This window comes from Streptomyces sp. NPDC058864 (assembly GCF_042742985.1).
Taxonomy (GTDB): Bacteria; Actinomycetota; Actinomycetes; order Streptomycetales; family Streptomycetaceae; genus Actinacidiphila.
Genome location: NZ_JBHYMQ010000114.1, coordinates 1 through 15,880, shown reverse-complemented (window position 1 = coordinate 15,880; position 15,880 = coordinate 1). Strand labels below are relative to the sequence as shown.

The 15,880-nt window shown below is 67.5% G+C and carries 13 protein-coding genes and 2 pseudogenes; 10 read left to right on the top strand and 5 right to left on the bottom strand.

The annotated features are described in order from the left end of the window. The 5 genes from ACFW3D_RS40450 to ACFW3D_RS40430 all read left to right on the top strand — a co-directional run. On the top strand, nt 1–384 hold a 384-nt coding region (locus tag ACFW3D_RS40450; protein WP_500513338.1), incomplete at its 5' end, for a DNA-directed RNA polymerase subunit alpha C-terminal domain-containing protein. Between the two features lie 806 nt (nt 385–1,190). Then, nucleotides 1,191–2,954, top strand: a complete 1,764-nt coding sequence (gene pstS, locus ACFW3D_RS40445) for a phosphate ABC transporter substrate-binding protein PstS (RefSeq protein ID WP_500513336.1) — start codon at nt 1,191–1,193, stop codon at nt 2,952–2,954. 335 nt (nt 2,955–3,289) lie between these two features. Further along, entirely contained in the window at nt 3,290–3,538 is a 249-nt protein-coding gene (locus ACFW3D_RS40440; RefSeq protein ID WP_500513334.1) for a hypothetical protein, read from the top strand. 349 nt (nt 3,539–3,887) lie between these two features. Beyond that, nucleotides 3,888–4,535 carry a cysteine hydrolase family protein gene (locus ACFW3D_RS40435; RefSeq protein ID WP_500513332.1) on the top strand — a complete coding sequence of 216 codons (648 nt, stop codon included), beginning with the start codon at nt 3,888–3,890 and terminating at the stop codon, nt 4,533–4,535. Nucleotides 4,536–4,633: 98 nt separating this feature from the next. After that, entirely contained in the window at nt 4,634–4,987 is a 354-nt protein-coding gene (locus ACFW3D_RS40430) for a DUF1622 domain-containing protein (protein ID WP_500513330.1), read from the top strand. 96 nt (nt 4,988–5,083) lie between these two features. Here the strand turns inward: ACFW3D_RS40430 and ACFW3D_RS40425 are convergent, their stop codons facing one another. Next, the gene (locus tag ACFW3D_RS40425) at nt 5,084–5,428 is read right to left on the bottom strand and encodes a hypothetical protein (RefSeq protein ID WP_500513328.1); all 345 of its coding nucleotides are present in this window, start codon (nt 5,426–5,428) and stop codon (nt 5,084–5,086) included. A gap of 663 nt (nt 5,429–6,091) precedes the next feature. On the opposite strand from ACFW3D_RS40425, the pseudogene snpA reads away from it, so the two are divergent. Together snpA and ACFW3D_RS40415 are read left to right on the top strand one after the other, a co-directional pair. Next, nucleotides 6,092–6,745 (top strand): annotated as a pseudogene (gene snpA, locus ACFW3D_RS40420) (snapalysin); the annotation flags it as partial. Between the two features lie 523 nt (nt 6,746–7,268). Next, nucleotides 7,269–7,844, top strand: coding sequence for a hypothetical protein (locus ACFW3D_RS40415; RefSeq protein WP_500513326.1), 576 nt, complete (start codon nt 7,269–7,271; stop codon nt 7,842–7,844). 234 nt (nt 7,845–8,078) lie between these two features. On the opposite strand, the gene ACFW3D_RS40410 is transcribed toward ACFW3D_RS40415, so the two are convergent. Both ACFW3D_RS40410 and ACFW3D_RS40405 read right to left on the bottom strand, forming a co-directional pair. Further along, on the bottom strand, nt 8,079–8,609 hold the full coding sequence (locus tag ACFW3D_RS40410; RefSeq protein WP_500513324.1) for a DUF3515 family protein: 531 nt from the start codon (nt 8,607–8,609) through the stop codon (nt 8,079–8,081). Between the two features lie 89 nt (nt 8,610–8,698). Then, nucleotides 8,699–9,166 carry a hypothetical protein gene (locus ACFW3D_RS40405; protein WP_500513322.1) on the bottom strand — a complete coding sequence of 156 codons (468 nt, stop codon included), beginning with the start codon at nt 9,164–9,166 and terminating at the stop codon, nt 8,699–8,701. Nucleotides 9,167–9,367: 201 nt separating this feature from the next. On the opposite strand from ACFW3D_RS40405, the gene ACFW3D_RS40400 reads away from it, so the two are divergent. Then, complete coding sequence (locus ACFW3D_RS40400; protein WP_500513320.1) at nt 9,368–10,087, top strand: DinB family protein; 720 nt, start codon at nt 9,368–9,370, stop codon at nt 10,085–10,087. Between the two features lie 1,180 nt (nt 10,088–11,267). Here the strand turns inward: ACFW3D_RS40400 and ACFW3D_RS40395 are convergent. After that, entirely contained in the window at nt 11,268–11,567 is a 300-nt protein-coding gene (locus ACFW3D_RS40395) for a hypothetical protein (RefSeq protein ID WP_500513318.1), read from the bottom strand. A gap of 878 nt (nt 11,568–12,445) precedes the next feature. Between ACFW3D_RS40395 and ACFW3D_RS40390 the strand changes: the two genes are divergently transcribed. Beyond that, nucleotides 12,446–14,116, top strand: coding sequence for a YVTN family beta-propeller repeat protein (locus ACFW3D_RS40390; RefSeq protein WP_500513316.1), 1,671 nt, complete (start codon nt 12,446–12,448; stop codon nt 14,114–14,116). Nucleotides 14,117–14,204: 88 nt separating this feature from the next. Beyond that, complete coding sequence (locus ACFW3D_RS40385; RefSeq protein WP_500513314.1) at nt 14,205–14,339, top strand: integrase; 135 nt, start codon at nt 14,205–14,207, stop codon at nt 14,337–14,339. A 106-nt stretch (nt 14,340–14,445) separates the two neighbouring features. On the opposite strand, the pseudogene ACFW3D_RS40380 reads toward ACFW3D_RS40385, so the two are convergent. Next, a pseudogene (locus ACFW3D_RS40380) lies at nt 14,446–15,383 on the bottom strand (IS5 family transposase). Nucleotides 15,384–15,880 lie beyond the last annotated feature (497 nt).

Genomic DNA, 15,880 nt, shown 5'->3' with positions numbered 1-15,880 from the left:
GGCAAGACCCTCGTCGAGCTGTTCGGTCTCGCCCGCGAGCTGAACGTCGACGCCGAGGGCATCGACATGGGCCCGTCCCCGACGGACGCCGCCCTCGCCGCCGACATGGCGCTGCCGATCGAGGAGCTCGAGCTCACCGTCCGTTCCTACAACTGCCTCAAGCGCGAGGGAGTTCACTCGGTGGGTGAGCTCCTGGCACGCTCCGAGGCCGACCTGCTCGACATCCGCAACTTCGGTGCGAAGTCGATCGACGAGGTCAAGGCGAAGCTGGCCGGCCTGGGCCTGGCCCTGAAGGACAGCCCGCCCGGATTCGACCCGACCGCCGCCGCCTTCGGCGCGGACGACAGCGCTGACGCCGGTTTCGTGGAGACCGAGCAGTACTGACGGGTGCGAGGGGCACCGGCCGTACCGGCGCCCGTCGCGCAGGGCGGTAGCCCAAGGCCCAGGCCATCCGGAGTCATACCGGATGACCTGGGCCTTTGCCGTGCGCTGGGGCCGGACTGCCGGAACGCCCCGGGCGCGCAGCCGGATGACATACGGCGTGGCACCCGTCCCGGCGGCTGACGACCGGCAGGGCCTGGTCCCGGTGGTCCCAGTGGTCGCGGTCCGGGTTGCCTCGGGACCTGACCCGGCGCTTCCCGGTTGATCCATGCATGCGTTCCGCGGCCGCCCCGACACCCGCACCTTCGGTGATCCGACCCCCGGCGTGCCCACCACGAACGAGCCGTACCGCCTTTCCGACGGCGCGCCGGTCGTCCTGACCGTGGCCCGCGAAGCCGGCCGGAACGGGCGCCTCTGCGACGGGCCCGTCACGCCCGACGCGGACGCACCGGAAACAGGGGGACGGCGGCCCCTCCGTCCGGTCGGCCCACCCCTGCGTTGGTGCGTTCGCTGTTCGGCCTTCACCCGCCGGTCGACCCGGGTTGCGGCCACGCGCGCATTCTTGCGCGATGTGATCAAGGTTCAGGGGGTCCTCGATCGCGCTCCGGGCACGGACACCGTGCTCCGTGACAAGGGGGAGCGATGGTTCAGGGGACCCGGTCGGCGGTCGGCGGCACCGGAGCGTGCCGGGACGCCGAGCGCATGAGCGGGCGAGCCCACCTCGGGTCCGCAACCACCGCCCCGGGCGCCGGGTGACCGCCCCACCACCACGGCCCGCACTCTTCCACACCGACCAGGAGTCATCAGCCATGCCCGGATCGCCCCCGGTACGCTTCGCACGCCTGAGAGCCGTCGCCGCTCTCTCCCTTTTGGCCGCCCTCCTGTTCGGCGCCACACCGGCGGCCGCCGCGACGTACGTCCCGATCTCGGGTGCCGGCTCCACATGGAGCCAGAACGCGATGGACCAATGGGCGGCCAACGTCCGGATGGACAACATCAAGGTCCTCTACAACGGGACCGGCTCCTCGGACGGCCGCGACCAGTTCCGCAACGGCACGGTCGACTTCGCCGTCTCCGAGATCCCTTACGGTGTCGCGGGCTCGGGCGCCGTCGACACCCCTCCGCGCCGCGAGTACGCGTACCTGCCGATCGCGGCCGGCGGCACGTCGTTCATGTACAACCTCACCATCGCTGGCAAGCGGGTGACCGATCTGCGGCTGTCCGGCGAGGTCATCGCCAAGATCTTCACCGGTGTCATCAAGACCTGGAACGACCCGGCAATCAAGGCCGACAACCCGGCGCTCGCCTCCGTGCTGCCCGCCCGTCCGGTCGTCCCGGTGGTGCGTTCCGACGGATCCGGCACCACGGCGCAGTTCAGCACCTGGATGAGCAAGCAGTACCCGTCGCTGTGGGACGACTACTGCGGCCGGGCCGGCCGCAGCACCCCCTGCGGGACGACCTCGAACTACCCGAGGGTGTGGGACAGCCCCTTCGTCAGGCAGGCGGGCTCGAACGGCGTCGCCGGCTACGTGGCGCAGACCCGCAACGTGGGCACCATCACGTACGTCGAGTACTCGTACGCGGCGTCCACGACCCAATCCCCGGTCGCCAAGGTGCTCAACAAGGCCGGGTACTACGTCGAGCCCACCGCGCGGAGCGTGGCGGTGGCGCTGCTGAAGGCGCGGATCGACGAGGACGGTTCCTCGCCCGGCCATCTGACGCAGAACCTCGGCGAGGTCTACGACGACACGGACCCGCGCACCTACCCGCTCTCGAGCTACAGCTACATGATCGTCCCGACCAGGGCGGAGTCGAACTTCACCGTCCAGAAGGGCAGGACCCTCGGCGCCTTCGCGTACTACTTCCTCTGCCAGGGGCAGCGGTACGTGGACAAGCTCGGCTACTCGCCGCTGCCCGTCAATCTCGTGCAGGCGGGTCTGGACCAGGTCCGCAAGATCCCGGGCGTCGACGTCCAGGACATCGACGTCAAGAGCTGCGGCAACCCCACCTTCTCCACCGACGGCACCAACGCACTGGCGACCACGGCTCCTTATCCGTCCGCCTGCGACCGGGTGGGCGGTCCCGTGTGCGACGGCGCCGCTCCTGGCGGCGGGACGCAGTCGATCACGACGTCCCTCGAGCCCGGGGCGCTGCTGATCTCCGTCGAGGGCGACCCGCACGTCGAGTTGCCCGGTCCCGTGCTCGACCCGTCGGGCGAGTTCCTCCACACCTCGGGGCGGATGACCCCGGTCACGGTCACCGACACCCGCCTCGGCAACGTCGGCTGGACGGCCTCGGGCCGGGTCGGCGACTTCACCGGCCCGGCCGGAAGCGTCATCGACGGCAGCAGCCTGACCTGGGCACCCGCGATCGTCGACCCCGGCAACGTCCCGTCCGTCACGCCGGGCGCCCCGGTCGTACGCGGCGACGGCAACGGGCTCAAGGAGTCACGGACGCTGGCCACCGGAATCGGCCCCGGCACCGCGGACGCCGGAGCCGGGCTCGACCTCGACGCACCGACCTCCACGCCGCCCGGTACGTACACGGCGGTCCTGACGCTCACCGTCATCTGACCCGGGCCCGGCGGTTCTCGCCGGGGCAGTGACAAGGGCTCGGCGTGGTGCGTGGGGCCCGTGGATCACCTTGTGGCGTGTGCGGGTCAACGCATCTAAAGTGACCATCGGTGGTTGAGCGATGTGCGGGCCACTGCAGCCGGGCGGCTGTTCCGGCCGGTATCCGGGGGGATGAAGTGCTCGGTCTGTCAATTGCGCTGGCCGCTGTGTCGGCTCTTGTCCTGTGGTTCTCGTGGCGCATCCTCCAGGGAGGCCGTGCGCTGCGCAAGCGCGGGGTCCGGACCCGGGCGACGTGCGTGAACATCGGAGGAGGGCCGAACGGAAGCGTAATGCTCATGATCCAGTTCACGGCGGACGGCGGTGAGGGCGTACGCACGACGATCGGGCCGTTCAACTTCGCGCCCGCCCGCGTGGGCGGCGTGGTCGAGGTGGTCTACGATCCGCGGGAACCCGTCAACGTGATGACCCCCGACCACGTGGGGAACGGCAGAGTGGCGCTCCTCTTCGTGGTCGGCTCGGCAACGACCCTTCTGTTTTCGCTCGGGTTGCTCGTGCTCAGCGTGCTCGTGCTCGTGCTCGACTAGGCGTACCGGCGGGACGGCCCCCAAGCCCGGGCGGCGGGGCAACGCCGGCGATACCCGGGTGGTTCCGCGTCACCACCGGCGCGCCCGAGGTGCGGCAATTCACCGATGCGGAACGTCCCGCGATGGGGCAAAGTGGAATGGAGGCCCGAATGATCGGGGCAGCGCCTCCTGCGGGCACACCCCGAAGGTGAGTACGGCACTCGAGTGATGCCGCCCGGTGCCGGAACAATCCGCCGCACCGGCTCAGGAAGAGATCTCACGTCGCCGGACCGGATTGCGCCTCGGAAGGACATCCGCTTTATCGAATACCTATCGCACCGGTCCTTCGTCATCGCGTGAGGAGCGTCAGGTGGAGATCAAGAAGACCGATACGGCGGTCGTGTTCATTGACCCACAGAACGACGTACTGAGCGAGGACGGAGCGAACTGGGACGCGGTGGGGGCGAGCGTCACGGAGAACCGGACCGTCGAGAACATGGAGAGAATCTTCGAGGCGGCGAAGGCGGGCGGATATGAGGTCTTCATCTCGCCCCATTACTTCTACCCGACCGACAGCGGATGGCGAATGAACGGGCCGCTCGAGACGAGCGAGCTCGAGACCCACACGTTCGCACGGGCGGGACAGCTCGATCTGACGGGGTTCCGGAACTCCGGGGCGGACTGGCTGGAGCGCTTCAAGCCCTACATCGAGGACGGCAGAACGGTGGTCGCCAGTCCGCACAAGGTGTTCGGACCGGAAAGCAACGACCTGGTGCTGCAACTTCGTAAGCGGGGAATTCAGAGGATTGTTCTTGGCGGGATGCTGGCGAACATGTGCGTCGAGTCCCATATGCGTCACCTCATCGAGGAGGGATTCGAGGTCGCCGTGGTCAGGGATGCGACGGCCGGACCCCGGCACCCGGTCTGGGGAGACGGCTATCAGGCGGCGATCATCAACTACCGCTTCTTCGCCCATGCGTTGCTGTCGACTGACGAAGTGCTCGACGGAATGAACTGAGGAGCCCGCGACCGGGGACCGGCGATCGCGTCCGTCCGGAAGTCACGCGGTCGCGGACCGCGGACGAGCGGATCCGGGTCGGCGCGAGAGGGGATGCCGTGGAGCTCCAACACACCGTGGAGCTGGTCGGTCGAGCCGTTGACGCCGCGGGCGTGGCCGTCATAGTCGTGGGAACGCTCTTTGCGACCGTTCTCGCGGCTCTCCGGCTCGGTCGCCGACAGGCGGGTGTGTACCGCGGCTACCGCCGTCGCGTGGGGCGGTCGATCCTGCTGGGGCTGGAGTTCCTCGTGGCCGGCGACATCGTCCGTACGGTCGCCGTGGCACCGACGTACTCCAGCGTCGGAGTGCTGGCCCTGATCGTGGGCATCCGCACCTTCCTCAGCTTCTCTCTCGAGCTCGAGATCACCGGGCGGTGGCCGTGGCAGAAGCCGGCGGCCGGGGCCGAAGACTGACCGTTCCCTCGCCCGTCCGCGCAGTCATCCGGTGATGTCGGCCGCGACGGAGCCGGGCTGCTTCGCAGTCGCCGGCCGCGGCGCGGGAGCGCGGAGCTATAGATCGATACGCTCTCTCTCCACATCGTCGGCGGGTTCTCCGTAGCGCAACTCGACGTGTGCCGGCCGGAACGGCAGGGCGCGCAAGGCAGGCTCCATCACCTGGTACAGAGCCTTCGCGTCAGGGCCGTAGGCGAAGATCGCAGCCTCACCGCCACCGAACTCGTTGCCGTCGACCTCCCCGGCATGCGCGGCCTCGACCGCGGCCCTCATCGACCGCTCGGCCTCAAAGACCAGCGACCACTGGTCAGGCTCGCCGAAGTCGTCGCCGCCCAATTGGAAGCGGGCGATCACGGCGTGCTCCGGAGGTGGCTCCGGCAAGTCGAAGAGTGCGTCTTGCATGGCAGGACACTCCCATCGAGCTCTGACAGCCGACCTCACACCTCACCCGGCCGTGTTGCCGGGGCCGTGCGGGCCGGCTGTATCGCGGTAGTGGGGACCGGGCGAGTGCCTTGTCGCCGCTGCACGGTGGTCCCGGATTCCCTCTTGATCAGGGCTGAGCGGCGGCGGCTCAGCAGCGAGGGATGCCGCCCGGCGCCTGGGGTGACTCCCCGGGGGCCGGCTCGGGGCCGGTGGAGCGCGAAGGAAACAGAAGCCCATATTCTATGACATCGGTCACAGCACTTCGCCAATCAACCGGCGCGCTTAGTAGATACGGCATGGCGGACATCCAGGCATTTGCCCCTCTTTGCCCGAATGTTGACCTCGCCGCGTGACCCGGGATCCTCCCGGCCGAAGCGTACGCCTGCTGCCCTACGGCGTAAGGCTTCTGACGCCACGGCAGCTATTCCTCCCGCCGCCGTGTGCGGACCGCAGACCCGCGTGCTGCCCTGGCGAGGTCCTCGGACCTACGAGGCAACGTAGTTGCAGGGACCCTTTGCGCTCCCCGTCGAGCCGTCCTAACAATGACGCCCACACGACGTCGCTGCAGTTCGGAACCGGTGTTCACGCGGAGTCGACCGCACACCGGGCGCTCGGCGTCACCGAGTGAGTAGGAGCCCTCGCATGAACACGTCCCGAAAGTCCGCGAAGCTCCTCGCCCTCGCTGCCGGCGTGGGTCTGGCCTCCGGCGCGCTGTTCGCGGCGGTGCCGGCAAGCGCCCGGACGGCCACCGCCCCGTTGGTTTCCGCCGGTACCTCCGAGGCGCGGTACGACGGGTCGGGTCAAGAGGCCGCCAACAACAAGGCGTTCTTCGAGGCCGTGTACAAGTCGGTCGCCGAGAAGCGCGCCGCCCAGCCCAACGCGCAGGCGGTGACCGTCTACTACGACGCCTCCCATGCGCCGAGCTTCCGTTCGCAGATATCGAGCGCGGCCTCGATCTGGAACAGCTCCGAGTCCAACGTCAAGCTCCAGGAGGCGTCGAGCGGTGCCGACTTCTCCTACTACGAGGGCAACGACCAGCGCGGTTCCTACGCCTCCACCAACGGCCACGGCAGCGGCTACATCTTCCTCGACTACACCCAGAACAAGCAGGACGACTCGATCCGCGTCGTCACCCACGAGACCGGGCACGTGCTGGGCCTGCCGGACAACTACAGCGGGCCGTGCAGTGAGCTGATGTCGGGCGGCGGCCCCGGTCCGTCCTGCACCAACCGCTACCCGGACGCCACCGAGCGCTCGCGTGTCGACCAGCTGTGGGCCAACGGGCTCTCGCAGGCCCCGGGCGCGGTGAACCAGCCGACTGACGGCCTCAGCACCGCACCGCAGATGCCGACGGGGGCGCCGGGCGCGGTGAACCAGCCCGCTGACGGCCTGAGCACCGCACCGCAGGTACCGACCGGAGCGCCGGGCCGCGGTCCGGGGCGCCCGCTCAACGGCACGCCCTGGAGGTGATCGGGCAGGTGTCCCGGCCATGAGTGAGCGTGGCCGGCGATGCCGGATCCGGACGGAGAAGACCCCCAGCCATGACCGGCCGGGGGTCTTCTCACTGGTGGGCGTGGACCGTCTCGTCGGGGTCGTCGATGAGTCGTCGTGCGGGGATACCGGCCGCGGTGCCGGCGCGATTCCGCAGCACCGATGAGTCCGCGCGCCGCGGGCCGTCCACCCGGTGAGCGTCGGCTACGGACCCCCCGTCAGCGAGCGGACGGGCCATGGCCACCTGAGCGCGTCACCGGACGAGACGGTTGCTGTGGTTGCTGCACCTCGCTGCTGCACTGCACCAGCAGGTCCTATCGTCTGCGTCATGGGTGATCACTTCCAAACCGTCGTCGACATCGACGCCACCGCCGATGAGGCGTCGATGCTCGCCGGCCGCGCACTCGACTGGCTCGTGAGCGAGGGAATCGTGCGGGCCGAACGCACCGACTGCGTCCTCGGGGCGCGGTTGGGCAACCCGCCCGGGGAGCGCTGGACGAAGGCGGTCATCCAGGCAGACTGGGCGCCGACGGACGGACTGAAGATCAAGACCGGACGCACGATCTTCCACGGCGGCCAGGGCGAAGCGCAGTACGCGACCTGCCCGCGGTGCGCGAGCCGGACCGACTTCTTCACCGAGGTCTGGGACCCCGTCGAAGGCGCGAGTGAGCCGTTCGACGAAGCCTTCAACACTTGGCGCGCGACCGGAGAGGCGACGGTCACGTGCAGGCACTGCGGGACCGCCTCCGATCTGCGCGCCTGGGCCTGGGCTGACGACTACTTCGCGTTCGGCTACCTCGGCTTCGAGTTCTGGAACTGGCCCGAGTTCGCCCCGCGGTTCCTCGCGGACTTCGGCCGAGGTCTCGACGGACATCGATTGGTCCTGGTCTGGGGGAAGATATGAGGATCAGTGACGAGCCATCACTGTCGCCCGAGTGAACGCCGCTGAGAGTTCTGCGTCACGAACCAATGCGCGCGGACCTCGCGACCTGCGACTGCACCGTTCCCGACCGCGAGAACGGTCCGCTGGCGTCCGTGGCTGCGCGCCTCGGTGCTGGGCCGTCGCAGCGCGTTTGGACACTCGGGCACCGATCGATCCCGCTGACGCATCACACAGGAAGTGCTCGGCCTCGTACGGCTAGAGACCTTCTCCGTAGCCGATACATTTCCTCTCCTGCTTTATCCGCGAGACGGAATCACCAATGTCAACGAGAACTCCACCGACATTTTCCCGCGGTCCCGAGTAGGTGATCTGAACCTCCGGGGAGCGCCCGTACGCAGTCAGAATGCTCACCCCGGTTGCATTCAGATGTTTTTCGTCGAGCACCCAATCGACACCGTCGACGCTGATGCAAAGATCGACGGTGGGTCCCGTTTCGTTGACCCCGCAGCGAAGAACTGTCGTGCTGTTTCCCCAAGACGCAACACCATTCCCAATGACCCAATCGCGGGATTCGGAGTCAACTGTGTCGGGGGAACGGTCGACGATGTCGGAGCATTCTGCGCTCCCCGCCCGAGGGCCGTCGGAATGCACCTTGTGGGAGTTGATGAAGAGAATGGCCGAAATGAATATTGCGGGGACTGCGGCAAGGATTGCGATTTGCTTGCGCGTGAGAATTGAATGAAGGCGTCGAGCTCTGTTGTCGACTGTTTCCGTCTCTTGATCCATGTCGCACAACCTTTGGGGCGTCGTCGGCGGCGGTCCGTCCGCAGCGTCATTGGAGGGAACGTACGGGTGTCGACGGCCAACAGGGTTGCTTAGAAGCCGCGATGTCGTAGGTCGTCAGCGATCGTGGACATAACGACGCTGCCGTGCTGGGGTGACATTTCGGACAATGGCGCCTCCGCCTGTGGATCGTAGGCTTCGAGGCCTGTCTCCACCTCGACTACCACCGACAGTGAGTAGACCTGTCCGAGAATGCGCGCGGCATTCTCGCCCGAGTGCCAGTAGGGCACTGTGATCGTGACGTCATCCCCAAATATCGAGAGCTGTATCCCGGTACTGTCATGCGTCAGCTCGTAGGACTCTCCGGTCTCGAAGAGTTGCACCTCGCCCAGCAGCGTGCGTGCCTGCGGAACGATACGGTCCCAGGCATCGAGCAGTTCCGCGGGGACAAGTGCATCCGCACCTTCATCAAAGGTCGCGTCATCGACTTCCAGGGTTTCGAGGGCTTCGGCCCATGACTGGCCCTCGTCGCGGCGCACGAAGTAGATGTCGTAGCTCACCGGGGGATCGTAGAGCCCCGCGGGCAGCCTGCCGCGACCGGTACCCCGTGCAGACGGCCACCGCGCATGAGCGTGAGCGAGGCTGGGTGCCTTGATGAAGTAGAGAAAGTCCTACCGCGTAGCGATCGCCTCATGACCGTGTCCCGTAGGTCACGGCCCGGGGATGCCGGCTTGTCGGTGCTCGGACCTACCATGCGGAGCATGACGAGGTATGTGGACGAGGATCTGCACGGTGCGGAGTTCCGCGAGTGCGATCTGACCGGGGCACGCCTGATCGGCGTCGTCATGCAGGATGCCGTGATCGACGGGCTCATCACCAACCTCGTGGTGAACGGTGTCGAGGTCACCGAGTACGTCGAGGCGGAGCTCGACCGGCGTCATCCGGTGCGGGCGCTGATCCGCTCCGAGGACCCTGCCGACCTGCGCGAGGCATCGCGTCAGCTCCATGCCGACTGGGCCGCGACGATCGAGCGAATCCGCCGTACGCCCGGCATCGAGCGCCGCAGCGTCAACGAAGAGTGGTCGGCGGTGCAGACGATGCGCCACCTGGTCTTCGTCCACGACTCGTGGTTCCGCCGCTGCTGCCTGGGCTCGACCGAGCTGTTCACGCCGATGGGCATCGGGACGACCGCCGAGCCCTACCGCGGAGCGCACGGGCTCGACCTCTCGCTCGATCCGGCCCTCGACGAGATCGTGAGCGTGCGTGACGCACAGGCCGCCGAGCTCGAGGCCTGGCTCGACGAGGTCACCGCTGTGCAGCTCGCAGCGCGAGCGCCGGTGCCCGACGACGATGTCTGGCCGCCGTACGCCCGGGGCCGCTCGGTGCGGCAGTGCCTCGGCACGGTGCTCAACGAGACCTTCGAGCACCACCGCTTCTGCGTCCGCGACCTCGACCTGATCGAGGCACACGACGCCGAGTAGGGCCGGCTGCGGACTCGAGCCAGCCGTGGGGTCTGCCATTGGCGGCAGTCGTCAAGTATGACCCGGCGCAAGCCTCAACCGCGATCCGACAGGCTTCGGAGCGCGAGGGGCCTGTACCCCACGGCTCGGTCGACGAGCTGCTCCGCGGTCGGCGCAGGGTCGGGTTGCGTCCTTGGAAGTGGTGTAGCCGGTTGGACCTGATGCGGGGGTTTGCTCCGGCGTCCGGGTTGGTGCCCGCATAGACAAACGGCCACCGGCTGATCTTCGAAGTGTCGAAGCCTCGAAGGAGATCAGCGCGATGAGCGTGGGGTCGCGGCTTCGGTTCGGGGTGTCAGTGGGTGGCGCTATCTTCGCTTCTCAGTGTGCGCCGGTTCGATGCTTCCGACGAGGAGCACGGCGGCCAAGGGGGGTGGCCGGATAGGAATCCCCGGACCCCCGTGGTCCCGGGACGCCGAATGGCTCCGACACCACCCCCCTCATGACCTTCTGATCCGTAGCCAGATCTGGGTCGGTCGATGGAGGCTGTGCCGGTCACCTCAAGGCCGCTGTGCGCACTTGCGGGGCGTGAAACGCCGCCGAGGTTGCTGTACGTCGCTGCCGTATGCCTACGGCGACTCGGCGGTCTGCTTGCGTTGGCGAGACATCCCGCGGTAGATCCTCCAGGCGCTGGTCAAAACCAGCAGTACCCCGAGGATCAGCCATCCCACGGACCCTCCGTTGCGAAATTCCCGTATGCCGACGAAGAGCAGGAGGCCTGTCGGGATCAATGATGCCCAGTCGAGGGCTCTGTCCAGTCTCCGGAGAAGCGCGTGCTCGGTCACTACCCGAGCATATGGCGGCCGGCCAGCGTATCGAGGTGGAGGGCATCGTAGGCGCAGGCCTCGACGGTCACCAGGTTGGAAGACTGAGGCTGCGGACCCTGCCTCACCTGGGCGGACGCCGACCTGCGGCAAAGCGACGCCGTCAGTGCTGTTCCCCGTGGGTCCCCGCTCGGTACCGCCTTACCCGGTGCGGCTGTGGCACGCCCGATCCCCTGGACGCGACGGGCGTGACGATCCAGGTTCCCTGGCGCGTCGGTCAGCCATCTCGGGCATAGGGGGATAACAGTGGTTGTGGAGGTTCTTGTACTTCTCTTTGTGCGGCGCCAAGTTGCCGGAGGCACAAGCGGCCGCCCAACGGCTCAGCCGAAGAACTTGTAGGCGGCTGCGACGAAGTTGAATATCGCCGGCAAGGTGAAAACGCCGCCGAGTCCGATCCAGAAGCAACCAGCGAGTCGGTTGCCACGGCTTGGCGGCCATGGCGGGACCAGCGTATCGACGGTTCTCATCGTCTCGTTCGGGGCGATAACGCTCCGGCCGGTGCGACGCTGCCTCCGCCCCGTCCAAATGAAGAAGGCTGCGGCCATCGTCGTGAAGACCGCCAGCTGGAGGTGCTCCGCCGGCGTTTCGGCACTGGCGAGCGTCGTGGCTACGTACGACATCGAGACCCATCTACGCTAGATTTGTGACGAAAAGCCTATGTGGGACATGAACTTCCTGAAGAACCCGTCACCCCTTAGCGGGATCGTTCATAATCACCCCCCGGCGTCGGCACTGTACAGTGCGGGCGGCGGCGCGGAGAGGCTTTGGGCTGGAGCTGCCATGGGGCGAGAGGTCGAGGCCCGTACGCTGGCCGCGCGCCGGGCCGGAGCGTGAGCGACGCCGGGTGCCTTGAAGTAGAGAAAGTCTTACCGCGTGGCGCTGCTTCATGATCGTCTAGGTCAGTAGTCAAGCCTCACCCGGCGCCAGAGCGGCGGACTTGCGGGCCCGGCGGCGGGACTCGTCGGGACGGGGCTGAACGCATGCGAATGAGACCACGACTGAGATCAGCTCCCCGGCCGAACGCCGCTGGGTATCAGGCGGGGCTGCTCCTGGCCGTCGCGGCGCTGTCTGCGCCCATGAGACGTCCACGATGACGCTGCGTGAAGCGCAACAGAAACATTTCTGAGTTCATGAGAGAAGGTCCCGGGAAGCGATCACGTTCAGAGCATTCCGGCTGGCAGAGCACCATGGCGGCCCAAAGGATGTGCATTGACGGACGGCCGGGCTCTCATTACTGCTCGGCCGTCGCAATTCATCATGACGGCTCCCAAGAGCCGACCGGCCTGGAGGAACAGTGTCCCTCATCCCCCCTGCGCTCATATCCGGCGGCTTCTTCGCAGACTTACGCCGTAGCGCACGGCACCAGTCGCTCACCCGGTTGAGCGTCATCCTGGCAGTGCTTTCCCTCGCCCTCCTGCCCACCGCTGCTCCTCACGCCTCCGCAGCAACACATAAAGACCTGCCCCACACTCGCTTGAACCCCGCGGACGGATCTGAGGTGCCCGCTGTGCAGGCGCGTGTGGCCGCGCCGTTGAGCGCGGCGTTCTCCACGGTGACGATCCCGGCGGGCACGACCCCGCTGGGGGCGGCGGTGGCGCCGAACGGCAACGTCTACGTCGGCAACGCCAATTCGGCCAACGTGACGGTGATCAGCAGCACCACGAACACCGTCCTGGCCACCGTCCCCGTCGGCTCGGACCCGGCCATGATTGCGGTGGCGGCGAACGGCAACGTCTACGTCACCAACCAAGGCTCGAGCAACGTAACCGTGATCGACAGCACCAGTAACACGGTCCTGGCCACTGTCCCCACCGGCGGGGGCCCGTTCGCGTTGGCGGTGGCGCCCAACGGCCGCGTCTACGTCGCCAACTCGACGTCGAACAACGTGACGGTGATCGACAGTGCCACGAACGCGGTCCTGGCCACCGTCCCCGTCGGCACGGTCCCGGACGCGGTGGCGGTGGCGCAGAACGGCAACGTCTACGTCGCCAACCGAAACGACGGCACCGTGACGGTGATCAGCAGCACCACGAACACCGTCCTGACCACCCTCCCCTCCGGCGGGTTCCCGGGCGCGGCGGCGGTGGCGCAGAACGGCAACGTCTACATCGCCAACCAGACCTCGAACAACGTGACGGTGATCAGCAGCGCCACCAACACCGTCCTGGCCACCGTCCCCGCCGGGACGGTCCCGGGGGTGTTCGCGGTGGCGCCGAACGGCAATGTCTACGTCACCAACACCGTTTCCAACAACGTGACGGTGATCGACAGTGCCACGAACACCGTCCTGGCGACCGTCGCCACCGGCGGGGGCCCGTTCGGGATAGCGGTGGCGCCGACCGGCAAGGTCTACGTCGGCAACTCAAATTCGAACAACGTGACGGTGATCGACAGTGCCACTAACGCTGTCCTGGCCACGGTCCCCGCCGGCGCGTTCCCGTTCTCGGTGGCGGCGGCGCAGAACAGCAACGTCTACGTCACCAACGCCAATTCGGCGAACGTGACGGAGATTTCGCCATTGACGGTGACGACCTCACCCACGTCGCCGAAGTGCGAGCAATCGGTGACGTTCAGCATTTCCGGGGGCACTCCGAACGGGACAGCGGTGGTGGACTTCGGGGACGGCAGCTCCACGGTCACCGTTGCCCTGGACGCCACCGGGAGCGGGCAGACCACCCACACCTACGCCGCCGGTACGTTCACCGCGACCGTGAACGGCAACCCCACCTCCGTCACCGTCGCGAGCGGATCTGGCCGGCCGTGCTGTCGTGGGTGGTCCCACCCGGGCGATGGCACGAGGTCTTCGGAGTCACCCCGACCGCACTGCTGCGCCGGCATCGGCAACTCGTCAACCGCAGATGGACCTTCGCCCAGCACCGTCGCCCCGGCAGCCCATCCATCGCCCCGGCCGTCAAGCGGCTCATCCTGCCCTTGGCCCGCGAAAACAGCAGCTGGGACCACCGCCGAACACAAGGCGAACTCGCCTGCCTCGGCTACCCGATCGCCCGATCCACAGTCTGGGAAATCCTTCATGCCGCCTGTATCGACCCTGCCCCGCAACGCTCCGGCCCGACCTGGCGCCAGTTCCTCACCGTCCAGGTCCACGGCGTCATCGCCGCAGGCCTCCTGCACCTCGACACCGTCTCACTCAAGCGCCTGTACGCCCTGATCTTCATCGAGCACGGCACCCGGCGCGTCCACCTCGCAAGACCGTCGCCGCGACGGGCAGGGCCTCCACGCGGGAGCTGATGCACCGCATGGGGCACTCGTCGGTGCGGGCCGCGCTGATCTGTCAGCACCTGGTCAACGGCCGCGACCACGAGATCGTGGGGCACGTGGACGACGGGACCCGGCGGGTGAAGGGGTCCGACGCCGATCCATCCGGCGCGTGAGTGGCACGGCCTCACGGACGGCAAAAGATCAAGGCCCAGGTCTCCGGACTCATACCGGATGACCTGGGCCTTTGCCATGCGCTGGGGCTAGGTCCTGTTTCTTGGATCATGTGCGGAGCCAGATCACCAGGGCTGCGACGGTGACGGTTCCGAGGTAGGTGTAGGCGCGTTTGTCGTAGCGGGTGGTCACGGCCCGGAAGTTCTTGAGGCGGTTGATCGCCCGCTCGACGACGTTGCGTTTCTTGTACCGCTGTTTGTCGAAGCCGGTCGGCCGACCGCCGGCCGAGCCCCGCCTGCGGCGGTTGGCTCGGTGGTCCTTCGGCTCGGGGATGCTGTGCCGAATCTTGCGTCGCCGCAGGTAGCGGCGATTGTTGCGGGAGCTGTAGGCCTTGTCCGCGCTGACGCTGTCCGGCCGGTTGCGGGGCCGGCCGGGCCCTATGCACGGCACGCAGATCTTCTCCAGTACGGCCTGGAACTGCGGGCTATCGCCGTGTTGACCGGGCGTCAGGACGATGGACAGCGGACGGCACCGGCCGTCGGCCGACAGGTGGATCTTCGTGGTGAAGCCGCCGCGCGAACGGCCTAAGCACTCGCCTGCCTGACCACCTCCGCCAGGCGGACGGACAGGCTCGCCAGTGCCGGATCGCCCAGGTTTGCCCCGCTGTGGGGCCCCTTTTCAGGAGCAATCACGGGTGGAGCGGCCTTGCGGGCGCCGGCGGCATGCTGATGGGCCCGGGCCGTCGTGGAGTCGACCGACACATCCCAGTCGATCCTGCCCTCGGTGTTCTCGGCCGCCTGCACGCGCGCCAGCAGCATGTCCCACGTACCGTCCGCCGACCAGCGGCGATGCCGCTTGTAGACCGTTTCCCACGGTCCGAAGCGTTCCGGCAGGTCTCGCCACGGCACCCCCGTCCTGGCCCGGAACAGCACCCCGTTGATGACCTTCCGGTGCTCGCTCCACCGACCGCCACGTGCACCACCACGAGGCAGGAGCGGCTCCAGCCGCCCCCACTCCGCATTCGTCAGATCTCCACGGCCAACCATGCTGAACAGCGTCAACCCACACGCATGATCACGTCAGGAGATCCGAGAAACAGCACCTAGTGGGCGTGGACGGTTTCCAACCGCCGACATCTGCCCTGTAAGTTCGCGCCAGGCTCTGTCCGTCCTGCAGCGAGGTGCCAACACGGGCAGCCTGTGGTCGGTCTCTGCCTGCCTGGTTCCGTGGCCGTTCGCCGTTGATGTCATCTGGTGATGTCAGCCACGACCGAGCCGGCGCTTAGAAGATGCGGGCACCCCCCGGTAGCCGGCCCAGACCAGCTGGCACCGGCACTGTGGCGTGCTGCTGAGCGCTGTGGTCGTCTGTCCTTGTTGCCGTCAGCGCTGCCGTCATTGCCTGGCTAGACCTGTTCTGGCAATCCAGCTCCGAGCCGGCGGAACGGAGACCACGGGGTTGCGTCCTTGGAAGTGGTGTACGGGTTCCCCACCTGATCCGGGTGTTTGTCCCGGCGTCGGAGTGAGTGCCCGGATATAGAGACGGC